This window comes from Thermostichus vulcanus str. 'Rupite' (assembly GCF_022848905.1).
GTDB classification, from domain to species: domain Bacteria; phylum Cyanobacteriota; class Cyanobacteriia; order Thermostichales; family Thermostichaceae; genus Thermostichus; species Thermostichus vulcanus_A.
Genome location: NZ_JAFIRA010000003.1, coordinates 79,659 through 100,822, shown reverse-complemented (window position 1 = coordinate 100,822; position 21,164 = coordinate 79,659). Strand labels below are relative to the sequence as shown.

The following is a 21,164-nucleotide window of genomic DNA, read 5'->3' as shown; positions in this document are numbered from 1 at the left end:
ATTTCTTTCGGCAGGGATTGAGCGCTGGTTACCCCAGACTGACTCAATCCCTGCCGCTTTTTGTCCAGTTTGTTCAGTCTCCTTTTACCATTTCCCAGCTATGGCTACCCTGACCCAACAGAAAATCCGCATCCGCCTCAAAGCCTACGATCACCGGTTGCTAGATACCTCCTGCGACAAAATCGTGGATACAGCCCGGCGTACCGAGGCGGTGCCTGTCGGTCCGATTCCGTTACCCACCCGTCGTCGCATCTACTGTGTGTTGCGGTCTCCCCACACCGATAAAGATTCTCGGGAGCACTTTGAAACCCGTACCCATCGTCGGATTATTGACATCTACTCTCCTTCTTCCAAAACCATCGATGCTTTGATGAAGTTGGATCTACCGGCAGGTGTAGATATTGAGGTGAAGCTGTAGCAGGATTGGGGTGTGATCTCAGACTGGGGTCCCTCTCATTTTCAACAGCCCATGCAAGGATTTTTTGGATAGAGGTGCCAACGGGTGACAGAGTTAGTCAATCTCGATGCAGCAACAGAGGCTTCCCCTATTCCAGTTCTTGTGGTCGGTGCTTTGGGGAAGATGGGGCGAGAGGTGGTGCGGACAGTAGCCGAAACCCCCGGAATGACCCTGGCAGGGGCGGTGGCTCGTGCTCAGGTTGGCTTTGATATTGGTGAGGTACTGGGTCTGGGATCCCTGGGGGTGGAGATTACAGATGATCTCTCAGGGCAGCTCCTGAAACTATCTCAAAACAGTAACCGCGGTGTGATGGTGGATTTCACTCATCCCCGTTCCGCCTTTGAAAACATTCGCTCAGCCATCGCTTTCGGAGTGCGTCCGGTGGTAGGGACAACGGGCTTAAACCCAGAGCAAGTGGAGCGGCTGCGGGAGTTTGCTGAGAAATCCAGTATGGGTTGTGTGATCGCGCCCAATTTCGCCATTGGCATGATTTTGCTCCAGCAGATGGCCGTTCAGGCAGCGCAATATTTTGATCATGTGGAAATTATTGAGCTGCACCACAACCGCAAAGTCGATGCTCCGAGTGGGACTGCAGCCCAAACGGCACAACTCCTGGGCCGACTGGGGAAAGACTTTAACCCTCCTCAAGTGGAAGAAAAGGAATTCCTGCCGGGTTCTCGGGGAGGGATCCCTGAGCACAACATCCGCATTCATAGCATTCGCTTACCCGGCTTAGTGGCTCATCAAGAAGTGATCTTTGGCGGCATGGGACAAACTCTCACCCTACGTCACGATACGACCGACCGCGTGGCCTTTATGCCGGGGGTGATTTTGGCCATTCGCCGGGTGCTGGAGCTGAAGGGGTTGGTTTACGGGCTTGAGCATCTGTTGAGTTAGTGAGTTAGTTAGATGAGTTAGAGAGTTCTATTTGTTCGTTCTGCTGGCTGCTACTGGTAGATGTTGGCAGCCTTGAGCATGTGGTAGGTGATTAACAACTGCGTCAGGGCGAGGGGATAACTTTGCAGCAACTCACCGGTTGTGCCGATCAATTTGCCGATGCTGGGGTTGGTATCTAAACTGCAAAACTTGCCCAAATAGGGAATCTCATTGCAAAGCATTCGCTCTAATTCCACCACCTGACTAGCTGTGGCGTGGCCATCGATCTCCAACACATCGACAGGCTTGCCCATATCCCGATCCAGCTCGAGGCGGATGGCAGAGCGGAGGTGGCTGTTGCCGGCGTTGAGAATTTGCCAAAAATCTGGGTGCGGGATGGTAGGGCGCAGCACCAAACGCACATTCAGCAATAATTCGTCTTGGTTGGATCCCTCTGGAGGCGGGTAAAAGCTAACCACCACATCGGCCCATTGCCGTTGCGGGCGAATAAAGGCTTCTGAATCCGGTTCTCGCTTGTGCAGTTCTTCTCGCACTTGTTCTTCTGAGTATCCCCGCTTGCGAGTATCCCGCTTGATTTTCCAAAGAGCTCGCAGATCTTCTGGGGGAGCCAAGTAAACCTTGACATCGTAACTATCCCGCATGCCACGAGTGGAATAGCCCAGCAACCCTTCAACAATCACATATTTGTTGGGCTTGATGTATTCCGGTGGATCAAACGTGCCAGTGCTGTGGTTATATATCGGTTTCAGAATAGGTTGGCCGGTACGCAACAACGTTAGGTGCTGCTGCATGATATCCAGATAGTTACAATCAGGGTGCAGGGCAGTGATCCCCAGCTCGGCCCGTTGTTTACGGTCGTAGCGATGGTAGTCGTCGGTGCAAATAACAGTGACATTTTCTTCCCCCAAGACTTGGGCGATACCACGGGTGAGGGTGGTTTTTCCAGCAGCACTATCGCCGACAATGCCAAGAATAATTGGGCGTTGAACCATGGATCCCCCTCCTAGATGGTAAGTGTAAAGTTCGATAGGATACTGCGGCCCGAAACAGCATCCGTCAAGCAAGGGTCAGGGGCCAGACACCGAAGTTACAGCTTTTTCCGATTTCATGGTGAGGTCTGCGGTTAAGTAGGCTCCTTCTTCCAAAAGAGAACCGTTGGAAAAAGATATAAGCACACATTATGGGGTTTGTGGCGTATCTGAGCAACAGGTACGGCTAAGGGATCCACTCCACCCCAAAACCAAGGCTGGATTCCCGAGTTAGGGTTGAGTTGCGCAGGCTGTAACGGGCGGAGAGGCGAAAGGAGGGGCTAATGGCGTAGGCAGCCGTAACCTCAGCCAAGGTGGCTTGTCCTTCTTGGGGTTCTCTAGGGGCGACCCAACTGTAGCTACCTGTTAAATCTGCGGCTCCAGGGGCTAGAGCTAGAACCGCAAAGGCGCCGTAGCTGACTCCACTGAGGCTGCGATTCTCCTGTTCCAAGGCCCGGTACCCCAGTTGGGGTGCCAAGTTAAATAGGGATCCCATCGGGGCCAAGAAGTACCGTATTTCCGACCCATACTGTCGCATGTCTGGGTCTTGAGAAGACTGTCGATAATCACCGCTGAGGGTGAGGCGATCCGCCAAGCGCAGATCCTGAAGACCAATACGCCAGTGGGAGGAGGACTCGAAATTGGCCTGTAGGCGCGTTGGCACAACAGGAGTATTGCGGATTTCGTCGAGGAGATTGGGCGGATTCTGAAGCCAACGGCGGAGGACAGGGCTATCTTCTACCACCTGTCCATCCAAACCCAAATCCACTCGCGTTAGCGAGACGGGATCCTGAGTAGCAGAAGTAGCGGAGAGGGGGGTGGGCACGGGATCCCCCTCTCCGCTCATGGATACTGATGCATTGGCCCAAACCGGCCATTCCAACAGGAGCCCAGTCCAGAGGATCAGCACCCCAAAGGGAAACCTTTTGCCAGACCGTTGTGCCACCTGCAACCCACACCGATTCCGCTTTTACTGTAACTGTTGGCTCTGCCATTGGAGCAACGGAGCTGAAAAGCGGGGCAAATTCGGCGCAAAACCGTGATGATGCAGCAAAGCTAGAAAAGAGGTAGGAATGCCTTTTCGCGTCAGCGGTGCGGAGCACGTTCAGGAGCAGTAGTATGAACATTTTTCTGGCTTTGTCTGGTCTTTTCGGGGGATTGGGGGTGGGCATGGGGGCGTTTGCCGCTCATGGGTTACGAACCTACCTCAGCGAGGGATCCCTGCAACTGTTGGAGACTGCCGTGCGCTACCAGATGATCCATGCGCTGGCCTTGGGATTGGTGGCGATCCTGTTGACACGGCTGCCCAGTGCAGGGGTGTTGTGGGCAGCGGGGTGGGCCTTTGGGGCGGGGGTGCTGTTGTTTTCTGGCAGTCTCTACGCCCTGGCTTTCACAGGGATCCGCTGGCTGGGGGCGATTACACCCGTAGGTGGAGTGGCTTTTTTAATCGGCTGGGCCTGTCTGGCGCTATCGGCTCGCGCAGTGCCGTGATCAGTGTCAGGAGATAAAGGAGCACTTAGGGGTGTTGCATCAGCCAGAAACCGGCGAAGGATTGGGCTTTGAGATCGGTTTGAATGGCCAAGAAATGGATCCCTTGGGCTAGGTGCTGGCGTTTGGCAAAGCCTTCAGCTTCTGCCCGCAGTTTTTCCGCCTTCAGGGGTGCAAAGAGATAGCGATCATTCAAACCTGCTTCCAAGATCAGTTGCTCCTGAACAACGCTGAGGTAGGCCGGTTCAAGCCCCGTCATCCAAGCGGCCATAGGTAAAGCCCGCCGAGAGGTAATCACCAGACCGGGAATGATCGTGTCTGGCGCTAAGGTATCCCAGGCAACAGGGAAAAGCTCTCCAAATTCTGTGGGCCAGCTCTCCGCTTCTTGTAAATCTGCCGCCCGTAGAGTGACCAAGGCCCAGCGTTCCCCTTGCAATTTGTCGGGTAGGCGGGCGGGATCCGGCGGCTCCGGCTCCACCAGCGGTTCAGGACAATAGCGGAACTGGGTTTCGTTGGGATACACCTGTTCTGCCCGCTCCCGCATCCAGGCATTAAGAGTATAAACACGCCGACTGGGCAACATCGGGATCCCGACCGCGTCACAGGCCCGTTGCAAGATGGAACTCATGCGGGCCCGAAACACGCGAATGGCGGAAGGAGGCTGGGGGGCGATCTCCAGATAGTGCCGCAACTGTTGCGCCACCCAGGTGCTGTTTACCTCTTGGTTGCTGCAATACTGCGCTTGGCGAAACTGACCAGACGGATCACACACCAGCAGCTCCCAAACCCGCCGATCCTGTTCATCCCGTAGCGGAACGGCTGTAAAGTCCATTTGCCAAATGGGGCCACGCCCGGAGCTTGCCAAGCGAGTTTCCTGTGCCAAGGATCAACCCTCCCGATCCCCAATCAAGGCCAATTCCCGCTCCCCGAAGATGGCGGAGGCATGGCGATAGTATTTGAACTCCAGCAGGTTGTAAAAGGGATCCTGCAAAAAGAAGGTGCCATGCTCCAGCGGAGAGCCGACAAACCGCCAGCGCGGTTCTTGATAGAAGGGTAACTCTCGTACCTGGGCACGGGCGGCCAAGGACTCCCAATCCGCTTGGTCCGAGAAGATCAGGCCAAAGTGGCGGGGGTAAATGCCCCGTTGTGGGGTGAGTTCTTCGTGGGTGAGGTGGGCTACCAGCTGATGTCCGTACAGGTTGAGGATGACAGAAGCCGGACTTTCTCGGCCTATCTCACAGCCCAAACCCTCCCCGTAAAAGGTTTTGGTCAGGGGAATATCCGCAACCGGAAAAGCAAGATGAAAGCGGATCGGCTCCATGACACCCTCCAAACCGGCACATCAGGGATCCTGTCCACTCGGATCCCTGCTCTTTTCAGAGTAGGCGATCTTGGGGTGGGTGCTGCACTGAGGGATCCCTTCTCAAGCCGGAGATGGACAGTACGCCTTTGCGCAGGGGGCAAAACTGGCAGGATGTTATAACACTAGCTAGTGTGGCCGAGTATTCGAGAGGACAACTCGGTGTGTTGAGAGAGTTGAGAACACAAGAGGGCAATCCTGGCCATGACCAGCACTTTGGTTGAACAACGCCGCCGCGAGGATGAATCTCGCAACTTTTTTTGGATGGTGGCGCTGTCCTTGCTGCTGCATTTGCTGCTGTTGCTGGGATTCCTCTATTTAGGCCGTCTTTGGCTAATTCGAGAGCCAGAGCAAGAGGCCATTGAATTTATTCTTCTGGATCCCGAGGATCTGGAGCCACCGGATGAGGCTGAGTTGATTTCCGATGTGGATTCCCGCGATGGGGGTGAGCGTATCGAAGCGCCTCCCTCTCAAGGTAGCCCACCCCAATCCCAGGCCGCTCCTCCTCAAGAAGCCCCTGCCCCGCCCCCTCCGCAACCGCAACCGCCTCAGCCCGAGCAGCCGGCCCCTGTACCCCCACCGCCAGCCCCTGCTGAAGTTGCCCTGGCAACACCTACTCCAACACCCCCACCGACCCCGACCCCTACGCCCACCCCGACCCCCACTCCAGCGCCCCCTCAACCTACCTCAACCCCGACTCCGGCACCCCCGCCTCCCACCCCTGTCCCCACTCCCATCCCAACGGCGACTCCACCTCCTGTAGCGGCGGCTCCTCCAGCCACTCCGCCCCCTACACCCCCCCCAACTGCCGAGCCTTTGCCGGTGCAGCCGAGCGAGCGGGTTTCAGACTTAAGTCAATTGGCTCCCGTTCCGCCTGCTCCCCAACCGTTACCAGAAGCACCCCCAGCCCAGCGCCCCTCCGATTCTTCCCAATTGGGCCCGCCAGTCAGTGCCTCTGCTCCCAGTGACGGGGCGGGTGTTCAAGGCAGTGGGGCCAGTGGGCTGGCCAACCCCACCCAATCGGCTCCCAACCCCCCCAGCGTGGCTGCCCGCGCCAATGTGGACTGGGGCCCCTGGTTAGCGGCTCTGCAGCGAAAAGTGGAACAAAATTGGATCCCTGGTCAGACGGGAACTTCCCGCCGTACCGTGGTGATTTTCACGGTCGGTCGAGGTGGAGATTTGCAGAATATTCGTTTGGGGCGCACCTCCGGTAGCCAGCAAACCGACGATGCGGCGTTGACGGCAATTCAGAGGGCAGCCCCCTTCCTACCCTTGCCCGAAGCCTACGACGGCAACTCTGTCACCATCAATTTCACTTTTGATATCAATGTGTTGGGTCAGTTGACGGTGGGGGGATCCGCCAACTGAAGCTCAGGATCCCAGGTCAAACTGGCTTAGGCAGTGCTACCCACCGCAGCCACTTTTTCCAGTTCAGCAGCCAAGGATTGGGTCTGGATTAACTCGATTTTGTAGCCATCCGGATCCTCGACAAAGGCGATCACCGTGCTGCCATGTTTCATCGGGCCGGGTTCGCGCACTACCTTGCCCCCCCGAGCTTTGATCGCTTCACAGGTGCCGTAGATATCTTCCACGCCCAAGGCGATGTGGCCATAGCCATTGCCCAGATCGTAGTGGTCGGTGTCCCAGTTGTGGGTCAGTTCAATCACCGCCGTTTCTGATTCATCGCCATAGCCGACGAAGGCGAGAGTAAATCTTCCGGTTGGGTAGTCTTTCTTGCGCAGCAGGCGCATCCCCAGTACCTCGCAATAAAACTGTAGGGAGCGTTCCAGGTTGCCAACGCGGATCATGGTGTGGAGAAGACGCATGGTATCGGCTCCAAAAGATATGCGACGGTGAATTTATTCTAGTCCTTGCCTTTTCGGGGATCCCGTCATGAGTTCCACTCCACTGCAGCGCACCCCTCTGTTTGCCCTTCATCGAGCTTTGGGGGCCCGGTTTGTTCCTTTTTCCGGCTGGGAAATGCCGGTGCAGTACCAAGGAGTGGTGGCGGAGCATCGGGCTGTTCGGGAGAAGGTAGGGGTGTTTGATATTTCCCACATGGGCAAATTCACCCTCTGGGGACCTGAGCTGGGATCCCAGTTGAACCGTCTGCTGCCTACAGATCTGCGCCCCTTACCAGCGGGATCCGGTCGCTACACGGTCCTGCTAAACCCCCAGGGGGGCATTGTGGATGATGTAATTTTCTATCAGCATCCCCCCCAAGTGGAGCGGGAACACTGGAGCGTGATCGTCAATGCCGCCACTCGCCAGAAGGATTGGGATTGGCTGCACCAGCATTTGAGCGGGATCCCAGGGGTCAACCTGCAGGATCACTCCGACACCCGCGTGCTGTTGGCGGTGCAGGGGCCAGAGGCAGAGCCAGCCCTACAACCCTATCTCCGGGGATCCCTGGTAGATTTGGGGCGGTTTCAGCATGGCCAGTTTAAGGGAAAGGAAGGATTCTCGGGAGAGGCGATCTTTGTGGCTCGCACCGGCTATACCGGCGAAGACGGGTTTGAGGTGATGCTCAACCTTGAGGATGGGATTTTTTTGTGGGAGCAGTTGATGCAAGCGGGGGTGCAACCCTGTGGATTGGGCTGCCGCGATACGCTGCGGTTGGAGGCAGCCCTGCATCTGTACGGGCAGGATATGGATGAAACCACAACCCCGCTGGAGGCAGGCTTGGCTTGGTTGGTGAACAATCCGGGGGACTACATCGGTAAATTGGCTCTAGAGGCCCAGCGAAATCAGGGGATCCCACGTCGCTTGGTGGGCTTTCGCATGTTGGAACGGGCCATCCCCCGCACAGGCTATGCCATTTGGGCCGCCGGCAGTTCGGATCCCATTGGCCGGGTGACCAGTGGCACCCATTCGCCGAGTCTGGGCTACGGCATTGGCCTAGGGTACGTGAATCCGGATTGGACAAAGGTGGGATCCCGGTTGGAGATTGAGATTCGCGGCCAGCACTGGCCTGCCGAAGTGGTGAAACGACCTTTTTATCGCCCTCAGGCTTAAGGTTGACCTTCTGGATCCGTAGACAGTTGAAATTGCTGTACCGGGATCAAACTCACCTGCAGCGCCACCGGTTGCCCAAGAGTATCCTGCAAAACGTTTTGCACCCTTTGCAAATCGGCTTCCGTCATTTGCTGAGGGGGCGCAGAGATTTCGATATCCACTTCCAATCCCTGTCGCCGCTGCCGCACCCGCAACGAGCGCAAGTGAGTCTTTTCAAAGGGATCCAATTGATTTTCCAGCAGTTCTCGCACCTGCTGACGGATATTGGACTGTAGCAGTAAATTGCGCAGTGAAATCCCCAGCGGGATCCCGATCAACGCTATAACCATTCCCACAAAGGCGATCCCTCCCTGTGCCCGCTCCAACGATCCATAGCGTTGCCAGAGAAAAGTGAGGATGCCACTGAAAATAATGCCTGCCAGATTGGTGATAAACAGCAGAGAGGATCCCCCCAACGTTTCCCAATCGGAAAGAGCTAACCCTATACCCATCACACTTAAGGGCGGAATCAAAGCGACCGCAATCGCGACCCCTGGAAAAGCATCCGCCACCGACTTACGGGATTTGGCAAAGGCCCCCGCCACCCCCGCCCCCAAAGCTACCCCCAGATCCAGCAACGTTGGTTGAGTGCGCATCCGGATCTCATCGTTCAAGTCCCGCAATCCGGCAACTTGGCAAATCAGGAGGGCACTGAGGACCGTGGTTAAGCTGCCGATCAGTAGTGTTAGGGCAGCCCGTTTCAATAACCGACGATTGGCCACAGCCGCAGCATAGGCTATACCCAAAATGGGGCCCATCAAAGGCGCGATGATCATTGCCCCGATCACCACTGCCGTACTATCTGCCAACAGACCTAAGGTAGAAATAATGCCGGAGAGACTGAGCATGACAAAGAAACTGAGGGAAGGAACCGAGTCTCTCCAGACCAAGCGGTTCAAGCTGGCTACTGGAATGGGTTTTTCCCCCAGCCAACGCCAATCCCCACTGCTGCTCCACCAAAATCGCCGCACTCGCCTACGCCACCGCACCCAGCTGCGCATCCAACGTCGACGCTGGGAGAATGGGATTAAAACTTTCAACAACTCCACACCAGGTCAGCCCTCTAGCCAAGACAAGATAGGGTTCTAGCCTAGTCGCAGCGGGCGCTGACTCTATTAAACATGCTTCCGGATCCCAGTGGGTTAGTTCAAGGGGTTAAGCCGCTTGCTGGTTTTGGGGGTGGAGTATTCCTGTTGCAATCGCCGCAATTTTCGTAAAGCCCGCCGCTCAATTTGCCGTACCCGCTCCCGAGAAAGACCGATATGCTCGCCAATTTCCCGCAGCGTTAGGCCACTCGATCCATCCAATCCATACCGAGCCACGATCACCTGTTGTTCCCGGTCGCTCAGTTGACCCACTAGGGCACGCACTTCCTCCCGATGGGCGACGCGATTGAGATGTTCGACAGGATCGTTGTCTTCGTCTTGAATAAAGTGTTGCAATTCCGTGCCGTCTTCATCCCCTACCCCCACGTTGAGGGAGCGCATCTCTGCCATGTGACGGGTAATCAAATCCCGGTAGTTATCGCCAATCTCCAGAGACTCAAACACCTCTTCAGCTTGCGGACGGGATCCCTTTTCGGAAGACAACTCCCGGTAGCGCCGTTTTACCTGCGAGACTTTCTCATACATGTGGGCCGGCAGTCGGATCATGCGGCCTTTGTTTTGGATCCCGCGGTTCACACTCTGCCGGATCCACCAGGTGGCATAGGTGGAAAATTTATAACCTCGGGTGGGATCAAACTTTTCTACCGCTCGGGTGAGGCCGATGGTACCCTCCTGAATCAAGTCCAAAAAGGGCAAGCCACGATTGCGATAGCGCTTAGCGATCGACACCACCAGCCGCAGGTTGCATTCCACCATCCGCTTTTTGGCCGCCTCCCCCTGCCTCAGGATTTGCTGTAGCTCTCCCAAAGGGATCCCCATCCGTCTGGCCCAGTCTTCCACGGACTCATAGCTCTGGCGTTGCTCCAGCAGCAGCATCATCTGTTGAACCTGGTGAGCCAGACGCAATTCTTCTTCCGCAGTCAGCAACGAGTAACGACCGATGGTTTTTAAGAAACGTCCCACCGCATCTTGCAGATCAAGATTGTCCGACATATCCAACCCCACACCATAAATGCACGCCCTGTCAGGACTTTCACTCCTCCTGCTGCGTGAGGCCCTCTTCCCTTTGGCGAAGTTGACCTTTCGGCAAACAGCATCTTATTCATACCAACAGATAAGGCTTTTCGTAAAGGTTTTGACCCTAAAAAATCAGAATTCACATCGAGGATTTGATTCACTAAATATATTGAGTCAAGCGCTCTTGACTACTACCAGTAGTGTTTACAGTGGTTTTTTGCAGTCTTGTTACACTATATAAGGAAGACTCGGGAGTTGCAGCTATCACCAAAAGAGTTATTTTCTGTGTTCTTAAAAACCAGTAAAATTAATCATAACTTAAAACATTTTCCAAGAAAAATTTTTGTATTTTTGCTCTTAGATTGATACCAAAAATCTTGATTTATACAAAAACTTCTGTCAGCGCTAACTCCTTGAAAGCTACTCAAGGCTTGCACCACAAGGAACACAGGGATCCCTGAAAGCAATTTTGGCCTGCTTAAATCCGAGCTGTCGTTCCTATCGCCACACCAAAGCCCAGAAATGGGATCCCTATGGAACCCATCCTTCTGAACACTACTAAACTTAGCGCCAGTACTTAATTGAGACACTACCTGTAGTGTTAACGTTCGTGTTCCACCCTGTCAGCCCTAGAGGTCATCTGCTGGGCTATGGAAGCCAGGGGGTAAGAGCCGCAATCCCTGCTGCTTAATGGATCGGCGCGCTTCTAGGGGTAGGGGAGTGACCCGTGGCAGCGGAGTCGCTAGGGTTTGTGAGGGAGTTGGAACGGGTACGGGTGTTGGGGTTGGAGTGGGCTTGGGGGTAGCTACTACGGGTGGTGGGGTCGGGACAGGAGTGGATAGCTCCGTCGGGATCCGTTCTGGGGTAGGGCGAGGCCGACTCAATTGAAAACGGGGCTGCCGACGCGGGGCGGGGGTCGGGGTTGGACTAGGAGTAGGGGTGGGTGGGGCGGTAGGGGTGGCTGTGGGAGTAGAAGTAGGAGTTGGGACAGGAGTAGGAGTTGCGGTGGGTTCGGGGGTGGGTGTTGGGGTTGGGCTAGGTTCTAAAGTCGGCGTAGCGGTCGGTATAGGTGTAGGACTGGGGGTCGCCGTTGGCATAGGCGTAGGCGTGGCTGGAGGTTTGGGCTGAACGATCCCAAGGGCATCTTCGGCGCGCAGTTCTCCCCGCGTCAGGCGGGAGAGGGTATCCTGACCACCAGGAGTGTAGATAATCTCGCGGGCAGCACTGTTGAACACGTTGCGGATGGGATCCCCTTTGCCGTCCACCAGTTCCACTACCATCACATTGCGGCCGGGCTTAAAGCCCTTCAGATAAAAGGACTCCCAACGATCCAGTAAGCCCGATTGCCCATTCAAGGTGTAGCGCACCCGCCAATCTCGGGGCAGATCCGCTAAGAGACTTTCCCGCACCGGCGCATTGGCTAGCCAAAAATCCACCAGAATCGGCTCGGCTCCGTAGCTCCCTTTGGGTCGGTTGTAGGTGAGCAGGGGCAGTTGTGGTTGAGGCACATATTCCGGTGTTGGGGCCAGCACATGAAAGCTGACTTGGGCATAGGCTTCGGAATTTTTGAAGCTTTCGTGCCAGGGTTTTCCGGCGAAGACCCGTAAGGTATGGGATCCCGGCTCCAAATCCTTGAAAATGAGGGGAGTGTCGAGATCGTAGTAAGCCACATAGGGCTGGTTGTCCAACACCACATGCAGATGGGGGCCGAGTCCTAACTGGGGATCCTTAAAAAGCGGATACCCCTGCACGGCAAAGCGCACCGTCACCTGACCCTCAGACAGCACTTCCCCCGGCTTCGGGTTGAGGATCTGCACCTGCGGATGACAATATTCAAGGTAGGCGTCTAGCTTGGCAATCTCCGTCGGCACGGGCACACGTTCCAGCTGGGGTAGCGGTTCCTCCGCTTCGGTCGGGGAGCCCCCACAGGACACCAAAAAGAGGACGACCAAGAGACACAACCACCACCCCAAACCCCTTCGCATCAGCGGAACGGAGTTTTTTGTTCTGGCGTTTCCAGTGTGTTCTTGCATGAGCCTCACATCCCAACAACACGGTCGCGTTAGCGGAACGTAGTTCTGTCGCGTTTATCCTGAGCCAATTCAAGAGTCAGCAAAATCTGTGCTCCGCCGAGCTGCAGACAAGCCATCCCCACATTACCAGCATGTGTCCTTTGGGGAGGATCCCTTCTGCGCCCCTAGAATGGAATCAAATGGGCTTGTCCAATATGGGATGGGTAATTTTTTGAGGTTGTCTATGGTTCTGTCGGCGCTCGCGGCCCCTTGGGGTATGGATCTCACCCAGTTGCAAAGTCTGCTGAACAATGCGGCGTTTGCCATCTGTTTTGGGGCGATGTTGCTTTACTGGGCTGGGGCAACCTTCCCACAGGTAAAGCTCTTGGCAGAATTGGGTTTGGCGGGGATGATCGGGGCTAACCTGACGATCGCGGCCCTGTTGGCGGCCCGTTGGATCGATGCGGGCTACTTCCCCTTGAGCAACCTCTACGAATCCTTGTTTTTCCTGGCTTGGGGGATCACCACCCTCCATTGGGTGGCGCTCCATTGGAGCCGTAGCCGCTGGGTCGGAGTGATGACGGCTCCGGTGGTGACAGGGATTGTTGCGTTTGCCGCCTTGGTGTTGCCTGAAGATATGCAGATGGCCCAACCCTTGGTACCGGCTCTGCAATCCAACTGGTTGATGATGCATGTCACGGTGATGTTGCTCAGCTATGCCGCCCTGTTGGTGGGATCCCTGCTCTCGGTGAGCTTTTTAATCGTGACTCGTGGCCAAGCTGTACAACTGAAGGGCAACTCTCTCGGTCTTCAATTTCGTGCTCCGCAGCGCTCAACCCATCCCGAATGGGCGGAGAATCCTACCCCAGCCCATGTCTCAGAGTTGGCCTATGCCACCGCTGGGATCCCCTCTGCTCGCTCCGCCGCAGCCTCTTTGTCTGAACCTAGCCCACCCCTTGAACCGGCAGGGATCCCGTTGCAGCGCCTCACTCTAGCGGAAATTTTGGACAACACCAGCTACCGGCTCATCGGGTTGGGGTTTCCGTTGCTCACCATCGGCATCATTGCTGGGGCCGTTTGGGCCAACGAAGCTTGGGGTACCTACTGGAGCTGGGATCCAAAAGAAACCTGGGCCTTAATCACTTGGTTGGTGTTTGCCGCCTATCTCCACGCCCGCATCACCAAGGGTTGGCAAGGAAGACGCCCCGCCCTTTTGGCCAGCCTCGGGTTTGTGGTGGTTTGGGTGTGTTATCTGGGGGTGAACCTGTTGGGCAAAGGCTTACACAGCTACGGCTGGTTTTTCTAAAGGCTTGGTTGGCAGCAGATTTTCGGGCAAACTGACCCAGGTTTACAGGTATTCTGGTGCTGGCAAGCCGTAGTGGATCCCTTCGAGGAGAAAAGCGATGCGACTGTTCAACTACCTGATCTTGTTTTCGGCCCTCCTGGCCATTGCTCTCTTTGCCATGCAAAACGCCACCCCTGTCACCGTTACCTTTGCCCCTGGCGTGAGCATCGAAAGCCCTCTGGTAATGGAGCTGCTGGCTGCCTCTGGAATTGGTGCCACTCTAGCCTGGCTCTACAGCCTCTGGATGCGGGTGCAATTTACCGTTGAGGCCCGTGAGAAAAATCGACAACTGCAAGAAAAAGAGGTGGCCATCACAGAACTGAAGGAAATGGTGGTGGAACTCGAGGGAAAAGTGAAGCAATTGCCCCCTAGCAAACGCGCCGAACCACAAGAGGAAATCCAGGCGGTGGAAGAAGTGACCACCGAGGGATCCCCAGCTTAATGGCATATCCTTAAGAAAGACCTGGGAGTGGGTTAGGATGGCCTACGGGCTATTGAGGTATCATTGAACCTCCGTCCGCACATCACATCTTACTCAACAAATAACGTCCCTATGCAGGTCACACAAGAAAAACGTCCTGGCAGCCGGGTTGGCCTCAAGATCGTGGTAGAAGCCGACCAGGTAAAGCGCTCCTACGAAAAAACCCTGCGTCAACTGGTGCAGAATATCCAAATTCAAGGGTTTCGTAAGGGCAAGGCCCCCCGCAACATTGTTATGCATCAGGTGGGCCGTGAGCGTGTCATGGCCAGTGCTGTCGATGACCTGATCAACGATGCCATCAAACAAGCCTTCAAGGAAACCAAACTGAACCCTCTCAGCCAATTTGAGCTGGATGATGAGGTTGCGGAGCTGCTAGCCCAGTTCAATCCCGAAAGGGAATTCAGCTTCTCGGGGTATGTCGAGGTGTATCCCGAAGCCCGCGTTGGCCAATACAAAGGTCTGACAGTCACTGTCACCCGTGCAGAGGCCAAACCGGAGCAAATTGATGCAGCCATTGATCGCTGGCGAGATCAACGGGCTACCCTACTGCCGGTAGAAGATCGGCCCGCCCAATGGGGGGATGTGGTGATGATCGACTTCAAAGCCCGCGACGCAGAAGGCAATCCCCTAGAAGAGATTGCCACCCAAGACTTCCAATTGGAACTCAAAGAAGACAACTTTATTCCTGGTTTTGTGGCGGGCATTGTCGGCATGAAGCTGGACGAAACTAAGGAAATTGAAGCCACCTTCCCCCCAGACTACTTCAAAGAAGAGTTGGCTGGGAAAACGGCAACTTTTACCGTCAGCCTTAACGAGATCAAAACCAAAGAGCTGCCCGAGCTAGATGATGCCTTTGTGCAGGAGATCAGCAGCTTCCAAACCGTGGCCGAACTGCGGGAACATCTGCAAAAACGCCTTGAAGAGGATGCCTTAACACAATCGGAGAATAACTTAGAAACTGCCATTCTCAACGCCATTCTGGAAACCACTGAGGTGGAATTGCCCGAAACTCTGGTACAACAGGAAACCACACAACTGTTGGCCCAAAGCCTCAATACCCTGCAACAGCAAGGGATGCAGGTGGGAGACATTCGCAAGTTTTTGTCGCAGTTGCCCCCAGAGACCCTGAACAGTTTGATGGATCGCTACCGTCCAGAAGCCATCGATCGGCTGCGGCGCACCCTGGCTTTGGGCGCTATCATTCGGCAGGAGCAAATTGCGGTCGGTTCAACTGAATTGGCAGTGGAAGTACAAGAGGTGATGTCTGCCTATGCAGAGCAGGGCACCCGCTTGGATCCAGAACGGGTACGACGGGCAGTTCATGAGGAATTGCTCACCCAAAAAGCCATTGCCTGGTTAAAGTCCCAAACCACAGTCAACTGGGTAGATAGCGAGGGTAACCCCACTGAAGCGCCTCTCTTCTCTGTAGCTGATGAAGACAGGGGTGAACCTGAAGCCTCGCAAGTGCCCGAAGCAGAGTTTGGGGCCGATGAACCAGAAAGATTAGAAACAATAGAGGAAACGACAGAAGTCAATACAGAAGTCACTGAAGAAAATGTGGCAAAAGTAGAGGAGGCTGCTCCTCCAGAGGCCACTGCCGTTGATGTTGATATTGATGCTGATGAAGGGAAAGGCTCTGCATCTGGGGTTGAAGATAGCTCAGAGCCAGAAGTCCCTGTTGAGGTAGAGTCAGTAGACTTAGCCTCTGACCCGGCACCTCCCTTAGCGCACGAGAGTGCAACTCCAGCATCAGAGGCCATCCCCGACGAAACCAAACCCAACAAAAAGGGCAAGAAAGGGAAATAAACCGCTTGTACTCTCGCTTATACTCTGAGTACTCTGAACAGGCTGGAGTTGCCTCTTGCTAACGGCTACCTAGCTCCTGCTCGCCTACTGCTGGGATCCCCTCCCCACTTGTACTGTAGGTCGCAAAACGGTAGTCCGTTGCCGTATCCGCTTGGCAAGGCTTGAGCCAGCTGAGGTGGTCATCAACCCGTAGGGCCTTGGTGGAACCGCAACTAAGCTGGGCAACCTCGCCAATCTGTAACACAGCTGTAGCATAGCTACGGATCCCTCACCGACTTCAGCACCCATTTCCGCAGTCCTAAGCGACAATGGCAGCAAAGAGAGTGAAGTGCGGATGGGATTGGCAGCCGGGATCCTAATCGGACTGGGAGTCGGGTTGGTGTGTGCTCTGCTCCTGCTCTGGCAAAGTCATCGTCGCTTCAAACGGGAGTTGCAACGGCTGGTATCCCTGGTCAATAGCCCTTTGGCGCCTCATTCTCCGGAGGAAATGCTCAGTCTGCTCAGTCGCCAGCTCCGCCAACAGCAACTGGATTGGGTCAGTCAAAACCAGCAGCTGCAAGATTGGCAATACCTGAGTCAGCGCCTCCCCTGGGGGTATTTGCGGGTGGATGAGAACAATGTTGTCCTGGACTGCAACCCGGTGGCCCAGCGCCTTTTGCGCATCAACCAATGGCAACCAGGCATCAAGCTGCTCCTAGAATGGGTGCGTTCTTATGAATTGGATCAGCTGATCGAAGCCACCCGTCAGCAGCAGGCTGACAGTCCCACCCAGAGCCGGGAGTGGATTTTTTATCCTTCAGGGGGGGATGGCAAACCGATTCCGCTCCGAGCTTGGGGTCTGCCGCTGCCCCGGTCTCATGTGGCCATTTTCTTGGAGGATCGGCTGGAAGCCAAAATGCTAACCCAACAACGGGATCGCTGGGCTTCCGATGTGGCCCACGAACTGAAAACCCCCCTGACCTCGATTCGCTTGCTGGCGGAAACCCTACAGAGCCGCGTTGATTCAGCCCAAGCGGTTTGGGTAGACCGCCTACTCAACGAAACGCTGCGCCTCATCCGCTTAGTGGAGGATTTACTGGAACTGAGTGCCCTCAACTTGGGGGCGGGATCCCAGTTGCAACTGCATTCGGTGGATTTGGCTGTTTTGGTTCGAGAAGCCTGGCAAAGTCTGGAACCTCTGGCTAAGCCCCGCCAGCAGGAACTGCATCTGACGGGCACGAAACAAGCCTGCCTCTGGGGCGATGAACAACGTCTGTATCGACTGATTTTGAACCTGCTGGACAACGCTATCAAATACGGCAAGCCAGGATCCCCAGTGCATGTGGTTTTGGCCGAAGCGGGATCCGAGGTAGGCCTGGAGGTATACGATCACGGGCCAGGATTGGCCGCCGATCAGTTCGAGTCGGTGTTTCAACCCTTCTACCGCACCGATACGGCCCGCGCTCGCAGCAAGGGAGGCACTGGCCTAGGGCTGGCGATCGTGCGACAAATTGTTGAGGCTCATGGGGGCACGATTCAATTATCCAATCATTTCCAGACAGGTGGGCTATGGATCCGGGTGAAACTGCCGCAAAAACGACTGGATCCCTTGTGAATCCGTTGTCTAACTGAGAACATCAGGATGGGGTTCCGTTGAAAAGTGCCCGGGATCGGTTGCATTTAGGGCTATTCATCTCGCAAGGGATCCCCTAGAATTGAACTAGGTAATCTTTACACTCCACACCACAGGCATTCGGAATGGGTACCGACTATCATTCCGCGGATTTGTTGTCGGAGCGGGAATTGCAAGTCATCGAGTTGATCGCGGCGGGCATGACCAATCAAGACATCGCGGAACATTTGGAAATTAGCAAACGCACCGTTGATAATCACATCAGCAACATCTTGAGCAAAACGCGAACGACTAACCGGGTTGCTTTGGTTCGCTGGGCCTTGCAGTGGGGAAAAGTCTGTCTGGATGAAGTGAATTGCTGCACCTTGGTGGATGACAAAATTGCTTAAGCTATGGCTTTCCCCTGAGCTGTCTCCCCAATCATTCACTCTTTTTCGGGTTTCCTAATCACTAGAAAATTTTCTGTTGCCTTATTCTTTGCAATGTCTGTGCCCATTGCTAAATTGAAACATTACGCGGTTCGTTTCGATGCCATGCCCTTGATGGTTTATCGGGAATTGGCTGCCCATCTGGCTTGTGTTGTGGGTGTGGAAACCGAGTTGGAGTGGAAAAAAGGATCTACCTTTCGGTACCAGGATAGCCAAGTTGAAGCCTTGGTTATTCATCAATCTCCTGAGGCGGATCCTGAGCAGATCAAGCGCATTCTTGATCATTATGGTGCCTGGCAGTACAGCCCCTTAGACTAGAACCCTCTCCGAGGATCCTCCCAAACCCAGGGAGGGTTGTTCAGAAACCAGGGTGGCCTAACCTGTCCTATACTCTACAACGCCAATGCGCTACAACACTTACGTGACTACGTGATGACAGAGCCATACAGAGCTGTAACAGCAGATTGCAAGCCATGAAGAAACCGCAGGGATCCCCTGCCGAAAACTTGCGACTGCTGCCCCTGCAATGTCACGATTCGTAAGGCCCTTTACCCGGATTGCCTTCCCATGTCGCACTCACCCGCCATGTCCAGTGCCACCCTTTCCACCGCCAGCGATGGCGGTCGTTTGCTGCGGGCAGCTCGGGGAGAAGTATTGGATCGTCCCCCCGTTTGGATGATGCGGCAGGCGGGTCGCTACATGGCCGTTTATCGGGAGTTGCAGAGCAAATACACCTTTAAGCAGCGGTGTGAGATCCCGGAATTGGCGATTGAAATCTCGTTGCAACCCTTCCGGGCCTTTGCCCCCGATGGGGTGATCCTGTTTAGCGATATCCTTACCCCCCTGGAAGGGATGGGGATCCCGTTTGAATTGGTGGAGCACCAAGGGCCGATCATTGACCCGCCGATTCGCTCACAGGCGCAAATTGACCAGATTCGGTTATTGGAGCCGGAAGAAAGTCTGCCCTTCATCAAGACCATTTTGAAGACGTTGCGACAGGAGGTTGAAGGGAAAGCCACCCTGTTGGGGTTTGTCGGATCCCCCTGGACGTTGGCCTGTTATGCCGTCGAGGGACGCAGCTCGAAAGACTATGCCCACATCAAGGGTCTGGCCTTTACGCAACCGGAGCTGTTGCATCAATTGCTCGGTAAACTGGCGGATAGCATTGCCCGTTACGTTGTGTACCAAATCGAGTGTGGTGCCCAGGTGGTGCAGCTATTCGATACCTGGGCCGGGCAGCTTAGCCCTACCGATTACGAGGTTTGGGCTTTGCCTTACCAAAAGCAAATCGTCGATTACGTGAAAGCCCGATATCCACAGGTGCCGCTGGTGCTCTACATCAATGGCAGTGCCGCGTTGCTAGAACGAGTCGGTCGGGCCGGGATCGATATTTTCAGCCTTGATTGGATGAGTGATATGGCCGAGGCACGGACTCGCCTGGGATCCCTGGCGGTACAGGGGAATCTTGACCCGATGGTGTTGTTGGGATCCCCGCAGTTGATTCGACAACGCACCCTGGAAATTATCCAAAAAGCGGGCCCTCAGGGCCACATTATGAACTTGGGCCATGGCATTCACCAAACCACCCCAGAAGCAAATGTGCATCATTTCTTCGAGACAGTGCGCCACTCGGCAGAGCTGCTGAAAGCCTGGTTGTGAAATTAGCCTGGTAGATCCTAAGCAGCTGTCAATCTTGTCGGTCTAAACAGGTCAGGATCCCAAAGACCCTAGAGTTCGTATAGACCCATACAGGTGCCCAGACAAGTGTCCAGAACTACCCTGGAACGTGAAGGGAGTGCTTTCAACCACAGGATCCATGGCCATCTCGACTCTGCCCCCTGTAGCTCTCACCCAGGTACACCTTTCCCCTGGCAGCCACTTGCTCATCGAAGGGGTGAGCTGGGAGCAGTACGAGGCGTTTTTGGAGGAGCTGGGGGAAGAGCGGCGGGTACCCCGCATCAACTACTGCGATGGGATCCTGGAACTGATGTCGCCTTTGCCAGCTCACGAACGCCCCCACAGGATCATTGCCCACATCCTCGTGGCTCTACTGGATGCCCAAGAACGAGCTTGGGAAGATTTTGGCTCCACCACCTTCAGGAAACCGAAACGAGCGGGCTTAGAGCCGGATACGTGCTTTTACATCCAACATGCCCCTCAGGTGTGCAGCCACATGCGTATGGATATGGAAGTGGATCCGCCGCCGGATCTAGCCATTGAAACGGATGTTACTTCCAAAACCACGTTTGATGCCTATGCCACCCTAGAGGTGCCGGAGCTGTGGATTTACGAAAATCGCCGTTTACGAATTTACCTCTTAACTCCGGAGGGCTATCGGGACTCTACCGTTAGCCTGGTGTTTCCAGAGGTGGATATCCTCACCTTGATTCCGGAACGGGTGGAACGAGCTTTCGAAGTGGGTACCAGCCAAATGTTGCGGGAATTTCGAGCCTCGCTGCAAGCCTCTTCAGCACCCTAATGGGATCCGTTTGGCGGGTTTTGTCAGGGATCCGTCCTCAAGCTCGGATCTGGCGGAGACTGTGGAGATAGGATGTGAGGGATCCCGACTCCTCCTCACCGAGACCTGTGGCGTTTTCTTCTCCCCGCAAGTTTCCCCGCCAAAAACCGGTGCTGCGTGTCGCTCAAGCGATCGAGCCCACCAAAACTTACCCCTGTCCCTGTTGTCATCAGGGCCAGTTACGTTTGATTACGTTAACGGAGGCGCTTGGTTGTAGCCGTTGTCAACACATTTTTGCCATTACCCCCGATCAGCTGCACATTGAGCAACTGGCGGTGTCCTATCCCTATCGCAAAATTTGGTTTTGGAACGGCTATCAGTGGGTGCTGCGGCGGGAAAATACCCCCCAGGGATCCGCTCTCTTGGGCCTGACCCTCAGCTTGGGGGTGGTGCTGGTGGTGGGCTTCATCGGCGCCCTGTTGTTCCCCACTCAAACTCAGTTGCTCAGTTGGTTCATCATTCTTTGCCTGTTGTTAACCCTGTTGATGGTGACGGCAATCCTGCTCTTGCGGCGGCCTTGAGGCTTCACGTATCGCAGCAAAGCGGGACTCTGTG

At 55.1% G+C, this 21,164-nt stretch carries 22 protein-coding genes; 14 read left to right on the top strand and 8 right to left on the bottom strand.

The genetic code is table 11. The annotated features are described in order from the left end of the window. Positions 1–100: 100 nt before the first annotated feature. Together rpsJ and dapB are read left to right on the top strand one after the other, a co-directional pair. On the top strand, positions 101–418 hold the full coding sequence (gene rpsJ / locus JX360_RS02515; protein WP_244348984.1) for a 30S ribosomal protein S10: 318 nt from the start codon (positions 101–103) through the stop codon (positions 416–418). A gap of 84 nt (positions 419–502) precedes the next feature. Then, positions 503–1,354, top strand: a complete 852-nt coding sequence (gene dapB / locus JX360_RS02510; protein ID WP_341830519.1) for a 4-hydroxy-tetrahydrodipicolinate reductase — start codon at positions 503–505, stop codon at positions 1,352–1,354. Positions 1,355–1,404: 50 nt separating this feature from the next. Here the strand turns inward: dapB and JX360_RS02505 are convergent, their stop codons facing one another. Continuing rightward, entirely contained in the window at positions 1,405–2,346 is a 942-nt protein-coding gene (locus tag JX360_RS02505) for a phosphoribulokinase (protein WP_244348982.1), read from the bottom strand. 223 nt (positions 2,347–2,569) lie between these two features. Continuing rightward, the gene (locus JX360_RS02500; RefSeq protein ID WP_244348980.1) at positions 2,570–3,328 is read right to left on the bottom strand and encodes a hypothetical protein; all 759 of its coding nucleotides are present in this window, start codon (positions 3,326–3,328) and stop codon (positions 2,570–2,572) included. Between the two features lie 173 nt (positions 3,329–3,501). Here JX360_RS02500 and JX360_RS02495 point away from each other — a divergent pair, with 173 nt between their 5' ends. Next, positions 3,502–3,873 (top strand): DUF423 domain-containing protein, encoded by a 372-nt coding sequence (locus JX360_RS02495; RefSeq protein WP_244348977.1) that lies wholly within the window; start codon positions 3,502–3,504, stop codon positions 3,871–3,873. Between the two features lie 25 nt (positions 3,874–3,898). Here JX360_RS02495 and JX360_RS02490 read toward each other — a convergent pair whose 3' ends face one another. Together JX360_RS02490 and JX360_RS02485 are read right to left on the bottom strand one after the other, a co-directional pair. After that, positions 3,899–4,753: a Tab2/Atab2 family RNA-binding protein gene (locus JX360_RS02490; protein WP_244348975.1), complete on the bottom strand. Its 855-nt coding sequence runs from the start codon at positions 4,751–4,753 to the stop codon at positions 3,899–3,901. Positions 4,754–4,756: 3 nt separating this feature from the next. Beyond that, positions 4,757–5,191 carry a VOC family protein gene (locus JX360_RS02485; RefSeq protein ID WP_244348973.1) on the bottom strand — a complete coding sequence of 145 codons (435 nt, stop codon included), beginning with the start codon at positions 5,189–5,191 and terminating at the stop codon, positions 4,757–4,759. A gap of 243 nt (positions 5,192–5,434) precedes the next feature. On the opposite strand from JX360_RS02485, the gene JX360_RS02480 reads away from it, so the two are divergent. Next, positions 5,435–6,598: an energy transducer TonB gene (locus JX360_RS02480; RefSeq protein WP_244348971.1), complete on the top strand. Its 1,164-nt coding sequence runs from the start codon at positions 5,435–5,437 to the stop codon at positions 6,596–6,598. Between the two features lie 26 nt (positions 6,599–6,624). Here JX360_RS02480 and gloA read toward each other — a convergent pair whose 3' ends face one another. Next, positions 6,625–7,056 carry a lactoylglutathione lyase gene (gloA, locus tag JX360_RS02475; protein WP_244348969.1) on the bottom strand — a complete coding sequence of 144 codons (432 nt, stop codon included), beginning with the start codon at positions 7,054–7,056 and terminating at the stop codon, positions 6,625–6,627. A 67-nt stretch (positions 7,057–7,123) separates the two neighbouring features. Here gloA and gcvT point away from each other — a divergent pair, with 67 nt between their 5' ends. Continuing rightward, the gene (gcvT, locus tag JX360_RS02470; RefSeq protein WP_244348967.1) at positions 7,124–8,245 is read left to right on the top strand and encodes a glycine cleavage system aminomethyltransferase GcvT; all 1,122 of its coding nucleotides are present in this window, start codon (positions 7,124–7,126) and stop codon (positions 8,243–8,245) included. On the opposite strand, the gene JX360_RS02465 is transcribed toward gcvT, so the two are convergent. The 3 genes from JX360_RS02465 to JX360_RS02455 form a co-directional block, all read right to left on the bottom strand. Beyond that, complete coding sequence (locus tag JX360_RS02465; RefSeq protein WP_244348965.1) at positions 8,242–9,273, bottom strand: DUF389 domain-containing protein; 1,032 nt, start codon at positions 9,271–9,273, stop codon at positions 8,242–8,244. The two genes, gcvT and JX360_RS02465, sit on opposite strands and share 4 nt — an antisense overlap. Before the next feature lie 153 nt (positions 9,274–9,426). After that, positions 9,427–10,383 carry a sigma-70 family RNA polymerase sigma factor gene (locus JX360_RS02460; protein WP_244348963.1) on the bottom strand — a complete coding sequence of 319 codons (957 nt, stop codon included), beginning with the start codon at positions 10,381–10,383 and terminating at the stop codon, positions 9,427–9,429. A 653-nt stretch (positions 10,384–11,036) separates the two neighbouring features. Further along, the gene (locus tag JX360_RS02455) at positions 11,037–12,359 is read right to left on the bottom strand and encodes a hypothetical protein (protein ID WP_244348961.1); all 1,323 of its coding nucleotides are present in this window, start codon (positions 12,357–12,359) and stop codon (positions 11,037–11,039) included. Between the two features lie 337 nt (positions 12,360–12,696). Here JX360_RS02455 and ccsB point away from each other — a divergent pair, with 337 nt between their 5' ends. The 9 genes from ccsB to JX360_RS02410 all read left to right on the top strand — a co-directional run bounded on the left by ccsB (position 12,697) and on the right by JX360_RS02410 (position 21,130). Beyond that, positions 12,697–13,725 carry a c-type cytochrome biogenesis protein CcsB gene (gene ccsB, locus JX360_RS02450; RefSeq protein WP_244349025.1) on the top strand — a complete coding sequence of 343 codons (1,029 nt, stop codon included), beginning with the start codon at positions 12,697–12,699 and terminating at the stop codon, positions 13,723–13,725. Between the two features lie 97 nt (positions 13,726–13,822). Further along, complete coding sequence (locus tag JX360_RS02445; protein WP_244348959.1) at positions 13,823–14,206, top strand: LapA family protein; 384 nt, start codon at positions 13,823–13,825, stop codon at positions 14,204–14,206. 111 nt (positions 14,207–14,317) lie between these two features. Then, positions 14,318–16,051: a trigger factor gene (gene tig / locus JX360_RS02440; RefSeq protein ID WP_244348957.1), complete on the top strand. Its 1,734-nt coding sequence runs from the start codon at positions 14,318–14,320 to the stop codon at positions 16,049–16,051. Between the two features lie 334 nt (positions 16,052–16,385). Further along, positions 16,386–17,645 carry a sensor histidine kinase gene (locus JX360_RS02435; RefSeq protein WP_244349024.1) on the top strand — a complete coding sequence of 420 codons (1,260 nt, stop codon included), beginning with the start codon at positions 16,386–16,388 and terminating at the stop codon, positions 17,643–17,645. 143 nt (positions 17,646–17,788) lie between these two features. After that, complete coding sequence (gene pedR, locus JX360_RS02430; RefSeq protein WP_244348955.1) at positions 17,789–18,052, top strand: photosynthetic electron transport-dependent transcriptional regulator PedR; 264 nt, start codon at positions 17,789–17,791, stop codon at positions 18,050–18,052. A 93-nt stretch (positions 18,053–18,145) separates the two neighbouring features. Then, on the top strand, positions 18,146–18,409 hold the full coding sequence (locus JX360_RS02425; protein ID WP_425244339.1) for a hypothetical protein: 264 nt from the start codon (positions 18,146–18,148) through the stop codon (positions 18,407–18,409). 249 nt (positions 18,410–18,658) lie between these two features. Continuing rightward, positions 18,659–19,750 (top strand): uroporphyrinogen decarboxylase, encoded by a 1,092-nt coding sequence (gene hemE / locus JX360_RS02420; protein WP_244348951.1) that lies wholly within the window; start codon positions 18,659–18,661, stop codon positions 19,748–19,750. A 157-nt stretch (positions 19,751–19,907) separates the two neighbouring features. After that, the gene (locus JX360_RS02415) at positions 19,908–20,570 is read left to right on the top strand and encodes a Uma2 family endonuclease (protein ID WP_244348949.1); all 663 of its coding nucleotides are present in this window, start codon (positions 19,908–19,910) and stop codon (positions 20,568–20,570) included. Between the two features lie 107 nt (positions 20,571–20,677). Continuing rightward, positions 20,678–21,130, top strand: coding sequence for a hypothetical protein (locus JX360_RS02410; RefSeq protein ID WP_244348947.1), 453 nt, complete (start codon positions 20,678–20,680; stop codon positions 21,128–21,130). Positions 21,131–21,164: the final 34 nt, after the last annotated feature.